Origin of the sequence: Kitasatospora phosalacinea, assembly GCF_000717185.1 — a bacterium.
Lineage (GTDB): Bacteria > Actinomycetota > Actinomycetes > Streptomycetales > Streptomycetaceae > Kitasatospora > Kitasatospora phosalacinea_A.
The window spans coordinates 55,404-72,977 of record NZ_JNYE01000008.1; the positions used below are offsets into that span (position 1 = coordinate 55,404).

At 75.6% G+C, this 17,574-nt stretch carries 16 protein-coding genes, 1 pseudogene and 1 riboswitch; of the genes and pseudogenes, 7 read left to right on the forward strand and 10 right to left on the reverse strand.

The annotated features are described in order from the left end of the window. Nucleotides 1-243: 243 nt before the first annotated feature. The 3 genes from OO57_RS05390 to OO57_RS05400 all read right to left on the reverse strand — a co-directional run bounded on the left by OO57_RS05390 (nucleotide 244) and on the right by OO57_RS05400 (nucleotide 2,483). Nucleotides 244-1,266 carry a substrate-binding domain-containing protein gene (locus OO57_RS05390; RefSeq protein WP_051776634.1) on the reverse strand — a complete coding sequence of 341 codons (1,023 nt, stop codon included), beginning with the start codon at nucleotides 1,264-1,266 and terminating at the stop codon, nucleotides 244-246. A gap of 405 nt (nucleotides 1,267-1,671) precedes the next feature. Then, on the reverse strand, nucleotides 1,672-2,088 hold the full coding sequence (locus OO57_RS05395) for a hypothetical protein (protein ID WP_158715025.1): 417 nt from the start codon (nucleotides 2,086-2,088) through the stop codon (nucleotides 1,672-1,674). After that, entirely contained in the window at nucleotides 2,085-2,483 is a 399-nt protein-coding gene (locus OO57_RS05400) for a DUF1508 domain-containing protein (RefSeq protein ID WP_033251101.1), read from the reverse strand. The genes OO57_RS05395 and OO57_RS05400 overlap by 4 nt, the downstream gene beginning before the upstream one ends. Before the next feature lie 363 nt (nucleotides 2,484-2,846). Here OO57_RS05400 and OO57_RS05405 point away from each other — a divergent pair, with 363 nt between their 5' ends. From OO57_RS05405 to OO57_RS05415, 3 genes are all read left to right on the forward strand, one after another. After that, a complete protein-coding gene (locus tag OO57_RS05405) occupies nucleotides 2,847-3,878 on the forward strand; it encodes a LacI family DNA-binding transcriptional regulator (protein WP_033251102.1) in 1,032 nt (343 codons plus the stop codon). Between the two features lie 149 nt (nucleotides 3,879-4,027). Beyond that, the gene (locus OO57_RS05410) at nucleotides 4,028-4,666 is read left to right on the forward strand and encodes a polysaccharide deacetylase family protein (protein ID WP_081973465.1); all 639 of its coding nucleotides are present in this window, start codon (nucleotides 4,028-4,030) and stop codon (nucleotides 4,664-4,666) included. Nucleotides 4,667-5,041: 375 nt separating this feature from the next. Further along, a complete protein-coding gene (locus OO57_RS05415; protein WP_033251103.1) occupies nucleotides 5,042-5,806 on the forward strand; it encodes an LPXTG cell wall anchor domain-containing protein in 765 nt (254 codons plus the stop codon). A 191-nt stretch (nucleotides 5,807-5,997) separates the two neighbouring features. Here OO57_RS05415 and OO57_RS05420 read toward each other — a convergent pair whose 3' ends face one another. Together OO57_RS05420 and xylB are read right to left on the reverse strand one after the other, a co-directional pair. After that, nucleotides 5,998-7,284: an ROK family protein gene (locus OO57_RS05420; RefSeq protein ID WP_033251104.1), complete on the reverse strand. Its 1,287-nt coding sequence runs from the start codon at nucleotides 7,282-7,284 to the stop codon at nucleotides 5,998-6,000. A gap of 98 nt (nucleotides 7,285-7,382) precedes the next feature. Continuing rightward, nucleotides 7,383-8,810, reverse strand: coding sequence for a xylulokinase (gene xylB / locus OO57_RS05425; RefSeq protein WP_033251105.1), 1,428 nt, complete (start codon nucleotides 8,808-8,810; stop codon nucleotides 7,383-7,385). Between the two features lie 236 nt (nucleotides 8,811-9,046). Here xylB and xylA point away from each other — a divergent pair, with 236 nt between their 5' ends. Further along, nucleotides 9,047-10,213, forward strand: coding sequence for a xylose isomerase (gene xylA, locus OO57_RS05430; RefSeq protein ID WP_033251106.1), 1,167 nt, complete (start codon nucleotides 9,047-9,049; stop codon nucleotides 10,211-10,213). A 131-nt stretch (nucleotides 10,214-10,344) separates the two neighbouring features. Here the strand turns inward: xylA and OO57_RS05435 are convergent, their stop codons facing one another. The 4 genes from OO57_RS05435 to OO57_RS05450 form a co-directional block, all read right to left on the reverse strand. After that, nucleotides 10,345-11,364 (reverse strand): NADPH:quinone reductase, encoded by a 1,020-nt coding sequence (locus OO57_RS05435; protein WP_033251107.1) that lies wholly within the window; start codon nucleotides 11,362-11,364, stop codon nucleotides 10,345-10,347. A 112-nt stretch (nucleotides 11,365-11,476) separates the two neighbouring features. Further along, nucleotides 11,477-12,400, reverse strand: a complete 924-nt coding sequence (locus tag OO57_RS05440) for an aldo/keto reductase (RefSeq protein WP_033251108.1) — start codon at nucleotides 12,398-12,400, stop codon at nucleotides 11,477-11,479. Beyond that, the gene (locus OO57_RS05445) at nucleotides 12,397-13,044 is read right to left on the reverse strand and encodes a TetR/AcrR family transcriptional regulator (protein ID WP_033251109.1); all 648 of its coding nucleotides are present in this window, start codon (nucleotides 13,042-13,044) and stop codon (nucleotides 12,397-12,399) included. The genes OO57_RS05440 and OO57_RS05445 overlap by 4 nt, the downstream gene beginning before the upstream one ends. Nucleotides 13,045-13,178: 134 nt before the next feature. Then, entirely contained in the window at nucleotides 13,179-14,321 is a 1,143-nt protein-coding gene (locus tag OO57_RS05450) for an FAD-dependent oxidoreductase (protein ID WP_081973467.1), read from the reverse strand. A 135-nt stretch (nucleotides 14,322-14,456) separates the two neighbouring features. On the opposite strand from OO57_RS05450, the gene OO57_RS05455 reads away from it, so the two are divergent. The 3 genes and pseudogenes from OO57_RS05455 to OO57_RS42220 all read left to right on the forward strand — a co-directional run. After that, the gene (locus OO57_RS05455) at nucleotides 14,457-15,092 is read left to right on the forward strand and encodes a TetR/AcrR family transcriptional regulator (RefSeq protein WP_033251110.1); all 636 of its coding nucleotides are present in this window, start codon (nucleotides 14,457-14,459) and stop codon (nucleotides 15,090-15,092) included. A 303-nt stretch (nucleotides 15,093-15,395) separates the two neighbouring features. Next, entirely contained in the window at nucleotides 15,396-15,884 is a 489-nt protein-coding gene (locus OO57_RS42215; protein ID WP_033251111.1) for a protein-tyrosine phosphatase family protein, read from the forward strand. 14 nt (nucleotides 15,885-15,898) lie between these two features. Continuing rightward, a pseudogene (locus OO57_RS42220) lies at nucleotides 15,899-16,093 on the forward strand (zinc-binding dehydrogenase); the annotation flags it as partial. A gap of 118 nt (nucleotides 16,094-16,211) precedes the next feature. Here OO57_RS42220 and OO57_RS05465 read toward each other — a convergent pair. Then, nucleotides 16,212-17,378: a phosphoribosylaminoimidazolecarboxamide formyltransferase gene (locus tag OO57_RS05465; RefSeq protein WP_033251112.1), complete on the reverse strand. Its 1,167-nt coding sequence runs from the start codon at nucleotides 17,376-17,378 to the stop codon at nucleotides 16,212-16,214. 38 nt (nucleotides 17,379-17,416) lie between these two features. After that, nucleotides 17,417-17,506: riboswitch (ZMP/ZTP riboswitch) on the reverse strand. Nucleotides 17,507-17,574 lie beyond the last annotated feature (68 nt).

Below are 17,574 nucleotides of genomic sequence, written 5' to 3' on the forward strand. Positions count from 1 at the left end.
GCACCCGGCGCGTGGTGCGTGGCGGCGCGTGGTGTGCGGTGCGTACTGCTCGGTGCGGGCGGTGCGGGCGGTGCGGGCGGCGCGGGCGGCGCGGGTGGCGCGGGCGGTGCGGGCGGCGCGGGCGGCGCGGGCGGCGCGGGCGGCGCTACGGGCCGCCGCCCGTCCCGGCCGGGGCGCGGGACGGGCGGCGGGTACTGCGGGGCGGGGCGGGGCGGTGCGGACGGGCTCCGGGGACGGGGCCCGTCAGATGTGGGTGGTGGAACCGCAGGCCGCGGCCGCCAGGGTCAGGTAGCCGTAGCTGACGGTGGACGCCTTGCCCGCGGTGGAGCAGAGGTAGCCGCTGGAGCCGAAGATCGCGCGCAGCGCGGTGCTCTTGGTGGTGGCCGGGCTGGCGTTCCAGTCGCTGTCCCGGACCACGTTGTAGAGCACCCGGCCGTAGGTCGGGTTGGCGAAGACCGAGTTGATGGTGCCGGAGGCGGTCAGCGGGGCGACGCCGTTGATGGAGCGCAGGGTCAGGTTGCCCTTGTCGTCGACCGCGTCGTTGTGGCCGTTGGCCTGGCCCACCCAGTGGCCGGCCGAGTACGGGAAGATCACGTCGACGTCGTCGAGCAGCGGGTCGGTGCCCTGGTTCTCCTGCGGGCCGGTGACCACGCAGGAGCCCAGGGTCGGGTTGCCGATGGCCTTCAGGAAGAAGGAACGGGTGCCGGAGTTGATCTGCGGCAGGTAGGGCTTGATGGTGCCCGCGGTGCCGCCGAACGCCGACCAGTTGGTCTTGCCCGCGGTGCAGGAGTAGATGTCGAACAGGTCCTGGGTGGTCAGGTTGGCCGGGGCGTGGCCGCCGGACTTCGCCGACCAGGTCACCGCGTCCTTGGCGAACGCCACGAACAGGTTGGAGGACAGGTCACCGGTCTGCGGGCCCCGGGAGGAGCGCGCGTAGTCCAGGCTGCTGCCGGCCGCGTTCAGCGCGGTGATGCCGGCACCGGAGCCGTTCGGGCGGGTGATCGAGGCCGCGCCGCTCTTCGGGGTGATCGTGGCCGAGCCGGTCGCGTCCCAGCTGTACAGCTTCGGGGTGCCCGACACGGTGGCGTTGTAGTCGGTGGAGAACTGGTTGAGCAGAGCCTGCGTGGTGTCCGAACCAGCACCGACGATGTCCGTGCTCGCCGGGACGGTGCCGGTGGCCGGGTCCGCCATCGCGGGGACGGCGACGGCAGTGAGGGCGGCGGTCATCGCGACGGCGGCGAACGCCTTGGCAGCGGTGTGACGCATGGTCCTGTTCCTCCGTAGGGGAAAGTCCTAGCTGGACCGGAACCTGGCGGGGCCCGGTGCCGGAGGGCTCCGCGGCTCTCCGGCGGTGCGATCCTCGCCGCGTCCACCTGCTCCCCGGAAGCACCGGCCGCCTCCCCCGCCCCGGCCGCACCCGGCCCGCTGCCGCCGCGATTGCCCTGCTCAGCACGGGAGTCGGCCGCTCACCACCCAGGCGGCCCGGCCCTGGCGCGTTCTTCTCCAGGTGTGCCCACGGGGTCACCCCGGCCACCTCCGCTTCACTCCCGCCGCACCACCCCCGCACCGCCCCACACCGCACCGCACCGCACCAGCGCAACGCCGAAGCGCCCCGCCGCAGGGAAGCGACGGGGCGCGGGAACGCGTCCGGGGGCGGGGCCGGTGCCGGGGCTACCAGGCGGGCGGCAGGGCCGGTCCGCCGCCGCCCAGGCGGCGCAGGCGCTGGACGTGGTCGGCGCCCTGCCGGAAGGCGGTGACGCTCTGACGGCACTGGTCGCGGCGCAGGTAGCCGCGGGCGCTGCGGGCGACCGCCTCGCCGCCGCCCGCCCCGGCCCGGGTGGTGCGGGCGGGGAGGTGCGCCGTCCAGACCCAGAGGCGGTCCTCGCGCTGGCTGAGGACGAACCGCAGGACGGCCCGTTCGGCCAGCAACTCCCCTATGCCGATTGCCAGTTCACGGTCGCTTCGGTAGGTGCGGACGGCCGCGGCGAGCCGCCTGCCGTTCGCGGCCACCAGCGACCAGCCGACCCGCCCGTCCGCCCCGCGCACCGGCACCAGCCGGGGGCCGCGGCCGGTCTCCAGCATGCTCACGACCCGCCCTCACCCCCGGCCGCCGCAGTCGCAGCCGCAGCCGCCGCGGCCCCTGCCGCCTCCGCCGCCGCGGACATCCGGACCAGCAGCGCCATGAACCGCCGGAACGCGTTCTGGCAGGTCGCGTAACGCTCGTACGCCCGGCTCGACTTGACCAGCGGATTGCCCCGCGGCCCGGGCACCACCCAGGTCCAGCCCAGTCCGTCGCGGACATGGGTGATCCGCGCCACCAGCGCAGGCCCCAGGGCGACCAGCTCGGCGAACGCCCGCTCGGCGTCACCGGACGACTCGTGGACGGAGGAGGACACCGCCACCACCCGCCCGTTCATCGCTTTGAGCTGCCACTGGAACCGCCCGTTCGGCGCCCGCTCCGTGAACAGGCCCTCCCCGCGCACCGCCCCTACCCCCGGATCGTCCGCCGACGGAGCGCCCGTTCTCGGGCCGCACCACCGAACACCCAGCCGGCCCGCGTGGACCGCGAACCGGACGCACATCGTCACGGGCCGAACGCTATGTGTGCACGGAGCGAGCACGGAAGCGGAATCCCCTCCACAGCGCCGCTGTTCGCCGCGAAGTTCTCCCTCGTTAATGCGGGCCGCTCCGCGGGACCGCCCCGCCCCTCCTGCTCACCCGCCTTCCGTCGTCAAGTATTTCGATTGATCGACGAATGTTTCGGTCACGCTAAGATGCCCGTCCCCGCGGGACGAGGCCCCCGACCGACCCCACCGGTGACGGTCGGGGGCGCTACTATCCGAGCCATGAGCGCTGCAGAACTCGAACCCGACCCCGCACCGACCCTGTCGGAGATCGCCCGGGCGGCCGGCGTCTCGGCGCCGACAGTTTCGAAGGTGCTGAACGGCCGGGCCGACGTCGCGCCCGCGACCCGCGCCAAGGTCGAGGAGATCCTGCGCCGCACCGGCTACCAGCGCCGCCGCACCGCCACGCCGCCGTCCCGGCTGCTCGACCTGGTCTTCCACCAGCTCGACAACGCCTGGGCGATGGAGGTGATCCGGGGCGTGGAGAACGTCGCCCGGGACGAGGGCCTGAGCGTGGTGCTCTCCGAGTCCGCCGGGCGGCTCACCCCGGGCCAGACCTGGGTGGACGGGGTCCTGGCCCGCCGTCCGGCCGGCGTGGTGCTGGTGCTGTCCGAGCTGGACGCCTCCCAGCGCGACCAACTCGCCAGCCGGGACATCCCGTTCGTGGTGCTCGACCCGGCCGGCGACCCGGCGGAGGGGGTGCCCGCCGTCGGCGCCGCCAACTGGCAGGGCGGCCTGGCCGCCACCCGGCACCTGCTCGACCTCGGCCACCGCCGGATCGGGATGATCTCCGGCCCGTCCGGAATGATGTGCAGCCGCGCCCGGGTCGACGGCTACCGGACCGCGCTCGGCACGGCCCGGCTGCCGGTCGACCCGGAGCTGATCATCGAGGGCAACTTCCACCACGAGGTCGGGTACGCCGCCGCCCACACCCTGCTCACCCGGCCCGACCGGCCCACCGCCATCTTCGCGGGCAACGACCTGCAGGCCCTGGGCGTGTACGAGGCCGCCCGCGAACTGGGGCTGCGGGTACCGGAAGACCTCTCGGTGGTCGGCTTCGACGACCTGCCGCTGGCCCGCTGGGTCGGCCCGCCGCTGACCACCGTCCGCCAGCCGCTGGTGGAGATGGCCGAGACGGCGGCCCGGCTGGCCATCGGGCTCGGCCGCGGCGAGCAGCCCACCGCGACCAGGGTCGACCTCGCCACCAGCCTGGTCGTCCGGACCAGCACCGCCCCGCCGCCGGCCGAAGGCTGATCGGCGCCCGTCAACTCTCCTGCGCGGTCCGGACGTTCCGGGCCGCGCAGAGTGGTTGACGCCCCTCCCCGGCTCCCCTACCGTCATCCGGGTCACACCGGAAGATTCGACAAGTATTCGAAACTTTCGGATCGTTCGGAGGGAGCCCCATGGCCGAGCCCGCGTCCGCCGCCACCAGCCCGCTGCTGCCGCCACCGCCCGCACCGGCACCGGCGCCCGCGCCGACAGCGGCAGCGTCCGGCACCCTCGCGCTGACCTTCGACGACGGCCCGCACCCGGACTCCACGCCCGCGCTGCTCGACGCCCTCACCGCCGCCGGCCACCGCGCCACCTTCTTCCTGTGCGGCGCGCAGGCCGAGCGCCACCCGGAGCTGGTCCGCGCCCTGGACGAGGCCGGCATGGCGATCGCCAACCACAGCTGGTCGCACCCGTCCCTGCCGGGCCTGCCGCTGCCCGCCGTCCACGAGGAGATCCACCGCACCAACCGCGTCCTGGCCGAACTCACCGGCCGCCCGCCGGTGCTGTTCCGCCCGCCGTACGGCGCCACCAGCCCGGCCGTCGCCCGGCTCGCGGCCGAGGCGGGCCTGACCGAGACGCTCTGGGACGTCGACCCGCGGGACTGGGACGGCACCGCGCCCGACGGGATCGTCGCCGTCCTCGCGACCGCGCGCCCGGGCGACACCGTGCTGCTGCACGACCACGGCAACCGCAACACCGTCACCGCGCTGCCCGCCGTCCTCGCCGCGCTCAGCGCCCGCGGCCTGCGCTCGGCCGCCCTCCCCCACTGACCCTCCCGCCGCAACTCCCCCCAGACACCGGTGGCCGGACGCACCCGCCCGCACCACGCGTCCGGTCACCGGTGGAACCGCGCCCGCCCCGCCCCCTTCACAGGACGGGCACGTTGATCCGATCGTTGTAATGAACTGCATGCGGACATAAGCCCCATGGCCTCCCAGATGCACCGTCAAGGGACTTGACCGATCCATTACCCGGCGGAGATGGTGTGAGCCGCCCGGACCTTCCGCGGCGCGTCCCCTGCCCCGCGCACCAGTGAGCGGGCGGCAAGGGACTTGACCAGGGCCTTGCCGGTGGGGAGATTTGAGCCGCCCCGGGTCTCCCGTGGCTGAAAACCATCCCAGCATCGAAGAGTGGACAGGTAGCACATGCACCGATCCATAGCCCTCCGCGCGGCCGCCGTCGTGGTCGCCGCCGGGCTGATGTCCGCGCCGGCCGTCGGCTCGGCGTTCGCCAGCAGCAGCACGTACACCTCGCAGTTGCGGCAGAAGGTCCCGACCACCGCCGCCGCGTTCGGCGAGCAGGAGAAGACCTGCGCCGACATCCCGGCCACCCAGGACGGCTGGCACTTCGTCCTCCCGGGCAACGACGCCGACTTCGTCACGCTCACCGTGACCTTCCAGCCGGGCGGCCAGCAGGTCGTCACCAGTTTCCCCGGCAAGCCGGTCGGCAAGCACGCCTACGTGGCGTCGGAGAAGGGCGCCACCCTCGTCTCGGCCGTGGCCGAGGTCCGGGGCGGCAGCGAGGCCAAGTTCAACCTCTCGCACACCTGCCCGGCGAACGTGCCGGAGGCCAGCCCGTCGCCGGAGGCGTCCGAGTCGCCGGTGGAGAGCCCCGAGCCCTCCGCGTCGGCCTCCGCGTCCCCGTCCGAGAGCCCGGAGACCTCCGAGTCGCCGTCCGGGTCCGCGTCGCCGAGCCCGTCCGAGGGCACCTCCGGGTCGCCGTCGCCGAGCGCCTCGGAGAGCACCTCCGGCGCGGCGGTCTCGCCGAGCGCCTCGGCCACCACCGGCCCGGCGGACGACAGCCTGGCGTTCACCGGTGCCAGCGTGATCGGCACCACCGTGGCGGGCCTGGCCCTGCTCGGTGCGGGTGGCGTGCTGGTGTCGCGCCGCCGCAAGGGCGCGCACCGCTGAACCGGGCGGCCCGCCGACTCCCCTGAGAACAGGGCGGGTTGACGGACGGCGTCCGCGGCAGTGGAGGCACGAGGACGGCGGGGCCCCGTACGGGACCCCGCCGTTGCGCGTCTGCGCACACCCGCACCCGCGCCGACCGCACCGACCGGACCGGCTGACCGGCTGACCGGCTGACCGGCCGACCGGACCGGTCAGACCGCCTCGGGCTGCCAGAGCCCGGCCGGGTCGGTGTGCAGGCTGCGGACGGTGACCAGGGCCGCGCCGAGGACGGGGCCGCGGCGGCCCAACGGCGAGGCGCGCAGGGCCTCTTCGGGCCAGGGGCGGACCCGGATCAGCTCGGCCAGCTCGGCCCGCATCGCGGGCAGCAGCCACTGCGCGAGGTCGGCGTAGGCGCCGCCGAGGACGAGCGTGGCGGGGTCGACCAGGTTGACGGCGGCGGCCAGTGCGGTGCCGAGCGCGGTGCCCGCGTGCCGCAGCGCGCGCCGGGTCTCGGCGTGCCCGGCCTCCGCCCGGCGCACCAACTCGGTGATCGGGTCCGCCTCCTGACGGCTCGTCAGGTTTACGGCCCGATTCTCCCGGCCGAGTTCGTCCAGCTCCTCGGCGAGCCCGGCGGAGCGGAGCACGGCGGCCAGGCCCGCGTACGGTTCGAGGCAGCCGCGGGCGCCGCAGGAGCAGGCGCGCCCGTCGGGGCGGACGGTGAGGTGGCCGAGCTCTCCGGCGAAACCCTGGACGCCGCGGAACAGGCGGCCGTCCAGGACGAGCGCGCCGCCGATGCCCTCACCGGCCGAGATGTGCACGAAGGTGCCGCTGGCGGTGCCCTGCCAGAGTTCGGCGAGCGCGCCGAGGTTGGCCTCGTTGTCGACGGCGGGGGCGGTGCCGGAGCCGGGCCAGGAGGCGGTGACGTCGACCTGGTGCCAGCCGAGGTTGGGGGCGTGCTCGACCCGGCTGCCGGGGCTGCCCAGCGGGACGCTGCCGGGGACGGCGAGCACCCGGCCGACCACCCGCAGGCCGAGCGCGACGGCCTCCCGTTCGGCCCGGTCGGCGAGTTCGGCGAGTTCGGCGAGGGTCTGCTCGGCGGGGCGGCCCGCGTTGGCGGCGGGGCGGTGCAGTTCGACCCGGACCTCGCCGCGCAGGTCGAGGACGCAGGCGCTGAGGTGTTCGACGCCGATCTCCAGGCCCAGCCCGGCGGGCCCGTTCCCGTTCAGGACGAGGGCCCGGCCCGGGCGGCCGACCCGGCCGCTGCGTTCGAGTTCGCCCTCCAGCAGGAGGCCGCCGCCGATGAGTTCGTCGACCAGGCTGGAGACGGCGGTGCGGGTCAGCCCGGTGCGGCCGGCCACGTCGGCCCGGGAGAGCGGGTGGGCGGCGGCGACGGTGCGCATCACCAGGGCGAGGTTCTGCCGCCGCATGTCCTGCTGGGAGGCGGGGCCGCGCCTGGTCGCGAGGTCGCCGTCGGGCGGCTGCTGCCCGTCCTCTGTCACGTCTGCCCCGTCCCTCCGTGCCGTCGTCCGGCTCGTCCGTGCGTGTGTCGGTCCGGGCCGCCCGCCGGCGGGGGCGGGCGGCCCGGTGCGGCGTGCCGTCAGTGGGCGCCGTCCCCCTGGAGGGCGGCCGTCTGCGAAATGGTAGTCGCGATCCGTTCGAGCGCGGCGTCGTCCCGGGCGAGGGCGGGCAGCACCGGGCCGTCTGCGGTGCCCCAGCGGCGGGCGACGGCGTCGGCGGGCTCGCCGGTGAGCAGCGCGGCGGCCTGGGCGGCGGCGCCGAGGGCGACGAGTTCGCGGGCGGCGGGCAGTTGGACGGGACGGCCGGAGAGGCGGCGGACGGTGTCCTGCCAGGCCCGGCCCTGGGCGCCGCCGCCGATCAGCAGGATCGGCCGCTCGGGGTCGGCTGCACCGGGCCCGTCGACGGCGAGGACGTCGTCGAGGGCGGCGAGCAGCGAGTACGCGGCGCCGTCGTAGGCGGCCTGGAGGAGCTGGCCGGGGGTGGTGTCGTGGCGCAGGCCGTGCAGCAGGCCGCTGGCGTGCGGGAGGGCGGGGGTGCGTTCGCCGTCGAGGTAGGGCAGCAGGACGGCGGTGCCGCCGGGTTCGACGTCCTGGCGGTCGCGGCCGAGGAGGGTGGCGACGCGGTCGACGGCGAGGGTGCAGTTGAGGGTGCAGGCGAGCGGGAGCCAGCCGTCGAGGGCGTCGGCGAAGCCCGCGACGGTGCCGGTGGGGTCGGCGGGGCGGTTGCGGGCGACGGTGTAGACGGTGCCGGAGGTGCCGAGGCTGAGCACGGGGGTGCCGGGGGTGAGGCCGAGGCCGAGGGCGGCGGCCATGTTGTCGCCGGTGCCGGTGGCGATCGGGGTGCCGGGGCGCAGCGGCCCGCCGGGGAGGGCGTGTCCGGCGGCGGTCCCGGCGGGGGTGACGGCGGGGAGCAGGGCGGGGTCGAGCCCGATGTGGTCGAGGACGGTGGCGTGGTAGCCGTCGGGGGTCCACCAGCCGGTGCCGGAGGCGTCGCCGCGGTCGGTGGTGGCGGTGCCGGTGAGGCGTTCGGTGAGGTGGTCGTGCGGGAGGCGGACGGCGGCGGTGCGGTCGGCGTTGCCGGGTTCGGTGGCGCGCAGCCAGGCCCACTTGGCGGCGGTGAAGGAGGCGCCGGGGACGCTGCCGATCTCGGCGGCCCACCACTGGGCGCCGAACTTCCGCACCAGGTCGGCGGCTTGGGGTGCGGAGCGGACGTCGTTCCAGAGCAGGGCGGGGCGGACGGGGCGTCCGGCGGCGTCCAGGGTGACGAGTCCGTGCTGCTGGCCGCCGATGGCCAGGGCCTGGGCGCGGTCGGCCCAGCCGGTGGCGGCGACGGCGGTGGTGAGGGCGTCCCACCACTGGTCCGGGTCGCTCTCCTGCCCGTGGCGGGAGTCGACCCGGTGGGGGGCGCGGCCCTCGCCGAGGACGCGTCCGGTGTCGGCGTCGACGGCCAGGGCCTTGGTGGACTGGGTCGAGCTGTCGACGCCGATCACCACCTGGGGGTGTGCCATGGCGTGCTCCTGTCTGCGGTGGTCCGGGCCCTGCGGGAAGCGTTTTCCGGATGGGTGGGGCGGTGCGTTCCGCGTGGGGGCTTCCCCTCGCGGGCTCGCCCATACTAATTTGTCTTCCGGCCTTACGAATAGCCCCCAATCCGGGTTACCGTCGGTGCCGGGCCCGATCCGCGTCGGGCCACCGGTCGATCCCTCGGTCGATCCACCCGGTCGATCACCAGCCTCTGGAGTACGAGATGAGCCAGCTCACCCCCACCCCCGCCGACAAGTTCACCTTCGGTCTGTGGACGGTCGGCTGGCAGGGCCGCGACCCGTTCGGCGACGCCACCCGCCCGGCCCTGGACCCGGTCGAGACGGTGGAGAAGCTGGCCGCCCTCGGCGCGTACGGCGTGACCTTCCACGACGACGACCTCGTCCCGTTCGGCTCCTCGGACGCGGAGCGGGAGGCGATCGTCAAGCGCTTCCGGGCCGCCCTGGAGTCGACCGGCCTGCGGGTGCCGATGGCCACCACCAACCTGTTCACCCACCCGGTCTTCAAGGACGGCGCGTTCACCGCCAACGACCGCGACGTGCGCCGCTACGCGCTGCGCAAGACCATCCGCAACATCGACCTGGCGGTCGAGCTGGGCGCGACCGTGTACGTGGCCTGGGGCGGCCGGGAGGGCGCGGAGCACGGCGCCTCCAAGGACGTCCGGGTCGCCCTCGACCGCCTCAAGGAGGCCTTCGACCTGCTCGGCGACTACGTCACGGAGCAGGGCTACGACCTGCGCTTCGCGATCGAGCCGAAGCCGAACGAGCCCCGCGGCGACATCCTGCTGCCGACCATCGGCCACGCGCTGGCGTTCATCGACCGCTTGGAGCGCCCGGAGCTGGTCGGCCTCAACCCGGAGGTCGGCCACGAGCAGATGGCGGGCCTGAACTTCCCGCACGGCATCGCCCAGGCGCTGTGGTCGGACAAGCTGTTCCACATCGACCTGAACGGCCAGTCCGGCATCAAGTACGACCAGGACTTCCGGTTCGGCGCGGGCGACCTGCGGCAGGCGTTCTGGCTGGTCGACCTGCTGGAGTCCTCCGACTACCAGGGCCCGCGGCACTTCGACTTCAAGCCGCCGCGCACCGAGGACTTCGACGGCGTCTGGGAGTCCGCGGCCGGCAACATGCGCAACTACCTGCTGCTCAAGGAGCGCGCGCTGGCCTTCCGCGCCGACGCCGAGGTCCAGGACGCGCTGCGCGCCGCCCGCCTCGACCAGCTCGCCCAGCCGACCGCCGCCGACGGCCTGGCCGCGCTGCTCGCCGACCGCGCCGCGTTCGAGGAGTTCGACGTCACCGCCGCCGCCGAGCGCGGCATGGCCTTCGAGCGGCTCGACCAGCTGGCCATCGAGCACCTGCTCGGCGCCCGCTGACCCGCACCCGCAACGCCCACCGGCCGGCCCCCGTTCCCGGGGCCGGCCGGTGCCGCGTTCCCGGGGCCGGTCGGTGCCGCGCCCGCTCGCCCCCGCTCGTCCCCGCCGCTCGCGCGTCGGCCCGCCGGGCGTCAGGCCGTGACGTCCACCAGGACCTTGCCGACCGCCCGGCCCTCAACCGCGCGGTGCGCGTCGGCGGTGCGGGCGAGGGGGAAGCGGTGCAGCGGCAGGCCGTGCTCCTCGCCGACGGGGAGCGCACCGTCGCGCACCGCGGCGGCGACGTCCGCGACGGCCGCGGCGCGCGCCTCCGGACCGGCCAGGTAGAGGACCAGGAACTGGAAGCGCGCGTTGAGCACCATGTTCCGCAGCACGTCCAGTTCGACCGTCGCGCCGCCGTCGTTGGCGTAGGTCGAGATCGTGCCGCGGGTGCGCAGGACGGCGAGGTCCAGGGCGAGGTTCGCGCCGAGCGCCACCTCGGCGACGAGGTCCACGCCGTCCGGGGCGGCCGCGCGGACCGCGGCGGCCGGGTCGCCCCGGCGGTAGTCGACCACGTGGTGGGCCCCGGCGGCGGTGGCCAGCCGGGCCTTCTCCGGGCCGCTGACCGTGCTGACCACGGTGGCGCCGGCCCAGCGGGCGAGCTGGATCACCGCGTGCCCGACCGCTCCGGCCCCGCCCGCGGCGAGCACCGTCCGCCCGGCGAGCGCACCGGGGGCCAGTCGGCGCGGCCCGTCCTCGGCGACGGTGAGCGCCCGGTGCGCGGTCAGCGCGGGGACTCCGAGCGAGGCACCGAGGTCGAACCCGGCCGCGTCGGGCAGCGGCACGGCCTGGTCGGCGGGCAGCACGGTGAACTCGGCGGCGGTGCCGGTGGGCCGCCCGGCGGCGGCCATGAACAGCCAGACGCGCTGGCCGAGCCGGCTCCGGTCGACACCCTCGCCGACGGCGTCGACCGTACCGGCGCCGTCGTGGTGCGGGACGAGCTCCGGGAAGGGCCGGGGGTGACCGGCTCCGGAACGCGCCTGCCAGTCGGTCGGGTTGACGCCCGACACCGCGATCCGGACCCGGACCTCGCCCGGCCCGGGCTCGGGCGGGTCGCGGTCGACGAACCGGAGGACGTCGGGGGTGCCGTGCTCGCGGTGGACGATGGCTTTCATGATCCTCCTCGGTGCCCGGGGGCCGTGGCCCCCGCCGTGGCCCGGTCGGCCGGTGACGGCACTGCCGGTGACGGCGCTGCCGGTGGTGGCGGCACTGCCGGTGACGGCCGCCTCAACGTGACTCGGTGACGTCGAGGGCGAGGTCGGTGGTGCGTGACTCGATGCCGTCGAGGGCCGCGAGGGTCGCGGCGTCGAGGGCGACCCCGCCGACCGCGACGTTGGCCTCCAGGTGGGCGGCGTCGGCGGTGCCGGGGATGAGCAGCACGTTCGGGGCGCGGTGCAGCAGCCAGGCCAGGCCGACCTGGGCGGGCGTGACGCCCAGGTCGTGCGCCGCGGCGCGCACCGCCGGTTCGTCGGTCGCCCTGGGCAGGCCGGGGAAGGCGCCGCCGAGCGGGAAGAACGGCACCCAGGCGATGCCCTCGGCCTCGCACAGCCGCAGCACGTCCTCGTCGGCCCGGGCGACCAGGCTGTAGGCGTTCTGGACGCAGACGATCCCGGCGGGCAGCGCGCGGCGCAGGCCGTCGAGGGTGACGCTGCTGAGGCCGATCGCGCCGACCTTGCCCTCGTCGCGCAGGGCGGTCATCACGGCGAGCTGGTCGTCGAGGTCGACCACCTGGTCGCCCTCGGCGCGCAGGCCGGGCCCGGTGTCCAGGCGGCGGAGGTTGACGACGTCGAGCCGGTCGGTGCCCAGGCTGCGCAGGCTCTCCTCGACGCTGGCGCGCAGCTGTTCGGGGCGTTGCGCCAGGCGCAGCGGCGGGCGGCCGCCGGGGTCGGGGTCGGCCCCGACCTTGGTGACGACCAGGACGCCGTCCTCGGGGCGCAGCGCCTCGCGGATCACGTCGTCGGCGAACCCGTCGCCGTAGAACCGGGCCGTGTCCACGTGGTCGACGCCGAGTTCGACCGCGCGGCGCAACAGGGCGACGGCCTCCTCGCGGCGGGCGTGCAGGCGTTCGAGTTGGAGCGCGCCGTACCCGGTCCGCAGGACGGTGCGGGCTCCTAACGGGGCGGTGGCGGCGGCAGCGGGGGCGCTGGTCATCGCGTGCTCTCCTCAGTCGGCGTCGGCTCGGCTGGTGTCGGCTCAGCTGATGTCGGTTCGGCCGGTGTCGGTTCGGCCGGTGTCGGTTCGGCCGGTGCCTGCTCGGCCGGTGTCCGCAGGGCGGTGTAGAGCAGTTCGGCCTGGTAGAGCGCCATGATCCGGTGCGCGATCGGGGCGGCGAGCTCCCGGGCCGGGGCGGGTTCGTGGTGCTCGACCTTCACCAGCCAGGCCGTGACGCAGTCGTGCAGCATGGCGCGCATCCGGTCGGTCGCGTCGACGACGACGGCGCGGACGGCCGGGTCGGTGGTCGACTCGCTCCAGGTCTGCACGCCGACCCGGGCGTGGACGGGGTCGATCGCGGCGGTCAGCCGGGCGAGCAGTTCGTCGGGGTCGGGCGGGACGTCGGCGGCGGCGTACTCGCCGATGGTGTCGCCGCGCCGGTGGAGCATTTCGCGGGCGGCGCCCCGGACCAGGTCGGCCTTGTTCCGGTAGTGCGCGTAGATCGAGCCGGTCGAGAGGCCCGATTCGGCGCTGATGTCGGCGATCGAGGTCCGCTCCATGCCGTTGCGGCTGAAGCAGCGGACGGCGGCCTCGGCGATCTGCGTGCGCCGTAGTTCCTTGCGTGCGTCGGTGAGCCGGGGCACCGCACCCTCCTTCAAAAAGAACGGCGGTTCTGCTTGTCCAGACATCCAGGACACTAGCAGAACCACCGTTCTGTTTGTCACCGGCCGCCCTCACCCCCGTCAGCCCGGCAGCGGCACCGGCCCCGCGGGCCGCCTCACTGCGGCAGCGCGCCCGGCCGGTAGTCGTACAGCCAGCCCGTGGACCGGGCGTACGCGCGGGTGAACACCAGCGGCATCACCGCGTCCCGCACCCGGGCGGCGAGCGGGCCCGCGGTCTTGGCGTCCCGGTTGGCGGCGGCGGAGCGGGCGAGCTTCCCTGCGCGGGCCGCCCGCCCGTGGTCGAAGGCGGCCAGCGCGGCGGCCCGGTCGGGCCCGGCGTGCAGCGCCCGGGCCAGGGCCACCGCGTCCTCCAGCGCCATGGAGGCGCCCTGGCCCGCGCCGACCGGGTGCGCCGCGTCGCCGACCAGCACGCACCGCCCGTCCTGGCGGCGCGGCACCGGCGGCAGGACGTGGAACAGGGTGGTCGCGTCGATCCGCGCGCCCGCACCGAGGATCCGCCGGGGCACCTCCTCGTCCGCGAACAGGGCGGCCAGTTCCTCGACGTCGAGCCCGATCCCGGCCGGCACGGCCGGGTCTGCGATCTGCACGGACCACCACACGGTGCCGTCCGGCGCGGGCAGGTGCAGGAAGGTGCCGCGCCGCCCGAAGGTCAGGTTGAACGTCCGGCCGGGGCCCGCCTCCGGCACGCCCGGCGCGATGCCCGCGAGCCCGTACAGTCCGGCGTACGCGGGCTCCGGCCCGTCCGGGTCGAGCATCCGGCGGACGGCGGAGCGCAGCCCGTCCGCCCCGACCACCAGGTCGGCCCGGGCCGCCGCCTCGTCCGCCACCCCTCCCCCGGCCCCCGTCCCGGTCAGCCGTTCGCCGACCACGATCCGCGCGCCGGCCCGCACCGCCTCGGCGCGCAGGGCCGCCACCAGGTCGGCCCGCATCAGCGTGACGCTGCGCAGCGGGTCGCCCGCGGGCCGGCCGCGCGGGACGTCGCCCAGCAGCTTGCCGCGGCCCGACCACATCCGCTGCCGGTCGACCTCGAAGCCCGCGGCCCGCACGGCGTCCAGGCAGCCGAGCGTCTCCAGGGCGCGCAGGCCGTTGACGGCCAGGCTCAGGAACGCCCCGACCTTGCCCGCCGGGTCCGGGTACGCCTCGTACACCGTCACCTCGGCGCCGATCCTGCGCAGTGCGATCGCGCTCGCCGCACCGGCCACTCCGGCGCCGATCACTACCGCCTTCAGCTGCTCCATCTGCCCCACTCCTCACTGAATCGAAGTTCAATGAATCCGTATTCACTGAACTGGCCGTCAGTATGATGTCCGCACGAGCGACAGGTCAAGGCGCGGGAGAGCGCGGGGCCCGAGGGGCGAAGGAGGCCGGACACGATGAGCGTGCGCAAGGCGCAGGCGGCGGAGACCAGGGCGGCGCTGCTGGAGGCCGCCCGGCAGCAGTTCGTCGAACGCGGCTACCTCAACACGAAGATCACCGACATCACGGCGGCCGCGGGCCGGGCCACCGGCTCGTTCTACGCGCACTTCGCCGACAAGGACGAACTGCTGCGGGCCCTGCTCGACGACGTCCGCACCCAGGCCCGCGACCAGGTCGTCGCCGAGGTCCACCCGCGCGACCACGACCTCGCCGACCGGGGCCAACTGCACGCCCACATCGGCGCGTCCTGGCAGGCGATGCGCGACCACCTCCCGGTCACCATCGCCGTGTTCGAGTCGATCGTCGCCGAGGGCCCGCGCTCCGGCCGCGCCTGGCAGCGCCTCGTCGCGGACACCGACGTCCTCCGCGACCACCTCGACTACCTGCGCGAACAGAACCGCCCCCTCCCCGGCGACCCCGCCCTGCTCGCCCCCGCGATGGGCGCCATGCTCGGCCTGCTCTCCTACGCCCTGCTCACCACCGACCACCCCGCCCACCCGGACAGCGAGGTCGTCGACACCCTCACCGACCTCCTCCTGCACGGCCTCGCCGGGCCCGCCGAACCGGCCGGGCCAGCCGAACCGGCCTCCTAGACAGTTCCGGCACCGCTACCGCCGGGGCGGCAACGCCCTTGGGGTGACGCCGGGTTCGCCCTGGAGTCCGGTACGGGGTTCACGGTGCGCCGCCGCGGTGGCGGCGGGTGCTGCTAGCCTCGGCGCACCGCCCGCCGTCCCGCCGCGCCCAGGTCCCTGCCGCGCGTGCCCGACCGGGTCGGCCCTTCCCCGGTGTCGACGCCCCGGTCCGCTGTCCTGCCGACCGCCGGGCCGACACCGCTCCCGGCCGCTGCCGCCCCGGCCCGGCCGGACGCCCCTTCCCGCCCGGAGGTCGGTTCCGTCATGCGTCCCACCCTGTTCACGATCGAACGGCCCGGCCCGGGCCGGCTCAGCACCATGGCCCGGCCGCGCGGCGGCGACTGGCTGGCCGACGAGTTGGCGGCGCTGGCCGCGCTGGGGGTGACCGAGCTGGTCAGCGCCCTGACGGCGGCGGAGTGCGCCGAGCTCGGTCTGACCGCGGAGGCCGAGTGCGCCCGGGCCGCCGGGCTGCGGTTCACGGCCGTGCCGGTCCCGGACCGCACCGTGCCCGCCCTGGCCGAAGTCCTGCCGGTGGTGGACGAGTTGGCGCAGCGGCTGGCCGCGGGCGGCCACCTGGTGGTGCACTGCCGGGCCGGGATCGGCCGCTCCTCACTACTGGCGGCCTCGGTCCTGATCCGCTCCGGCGCGGACCCGGACGACACCTGGGCCCGGATCGCCCGCGCCCGCGGCCTGGCCGTGCCGGACACCGCCGAGCAGCGCGCCTGGACCGACCGGGTGCCCCCGCTTCGGTGACAGGACGTGCGTGTCGGCTGGGCCTCACGACCTCCGGGACCCGGGTGCGCTCGAACGGCCCGCAGCTCGAAGGGCCCGGCCGCCTGCTCGACGCGGGCACGGTCCGCGTCGCCGTCGACAGCACGTCCCCGCTCGCGGACGCCCGCAGGGCCCACCAACGGGCCGCCCGCGGACACCTCCGGGGCAAGATCGTGCTCACCTCCGTGTGAGGACGGCCCGTCCACGGTCACCGCGACGGAACCCGACCCGACCGGCCCGAGCGCCCCGACCGCCCCGGGCCGTGGATCCCGGAGCGCCCGCGCGTGCCGGAGCACCGGGGCCGGGTCGTCAGTGGTGGAACAGCCGCAGCCCGGTGTGCACCAGCGTGATCCCGTGCTCGGCGCAGGCGGCCTCGACCTCGGCGGAGCGGACGGATCCGCCGGGTTCGGCGATCGCGGTGACGCCGTGGCGGCGGGCGTGGTCGACGTTGTCGCGGAACGGCAGGTAGCCGTCGGAGACGAACGCGACACCGTCCAGCCGGGCCGTCCACGCGGCCCGCTCGGCCGCGCCGAGTTCGTCCGGCACGTCGCCGCCGCCGCGCAGGGCGGCGGCGAACCGGGTGCGCTCGTCGGGCGTCAAGTCGCCCTCCAGGTAGCGGATCTGCCAGTTGATCCGGTCCTGTCGGCGGACTTCGGGCCGAAAGTCGAGGGCCCGGACGGCGGGGTGGCGGCGCAGCCACCAGGTTTCGGTCTTGGCCCCGGCCAGCCGGGTGCAGTCGACCCGGGACTGCTGGCCGGCGCCGATGCCGAGGGCCGCGCCGTCGCGCAGGTAGCAGACCGAGTTGGACTGGGTGCGGCGCAGCACGGCCAGGCCGAGCAGCAGGTCGTCGGCGGTGGCGGGGGTGAGGGCGCCGACCCGGACGTCGGTGAGCAGGTCGACGGTGAGCGGGGCGGTGTCGACGTCCTGGACGAGGCACAGGCCGTGCACCTCGCGGCGCTCGACGGCGGGCGGGACGTGCCCGGGGCGGGCCTCCAGGACGAGGTACCGGCCGTTCTTCTTGCGGGCCAGCACGTCGAGCACGCCGGGCGCGTAGCCGGGGGCGACGACGCCGTCGGAGACCACCCGGACCAGCAGGTCGGCGAGTTCGAGGTCGACCTCGTGCGAGACGGCGACGAAGTCGCCGTAGGAGGACTTCGGGTCGGCGTCACGGGCCCGCAGGTAGGCGGAGGTGAGCGGGCCGACGGCGGCCGGGTCCACGGCGTACAGCTCGGCGGTGGCGGGGTCGACCGGCCCGGCGAGGGCGGCACCGGCCGGGGAGACGTGCTTGAACGAGGCGGCGGCGGGTCGGCCGAGGAGCGCGGCGGCTTCGCTGACGAGCTGCCAGGAGTTGAGCGCGTCCAGCAGGTTGACGTACGAGGGCTGTCCCTGCAGCAGTTTCAGTGGCAGGTCGGTGCCGGGCAGCGCCTCGGCGCGGGCGCGGGTGTTCTGCGGGTTGGTTCCGTACCGAAGGTCCATGGTGGTGGCCCCCTCCGTGAAGTCGGTGTGACGGCTTCGGAGGACACCCAGGCGGACGGTGCCGGTCCCGTGCTGTGCTGCGCCGCTCCCCGGTGGTGCTCCACCTCTCGCCAGTCGCGACGCGCCGATGCTAGCAGCGGGCGGAACGCGCCCGGGCGGAACGGGCCGGGGCCGGGCAGCGGCGTTCGAGTGGGTT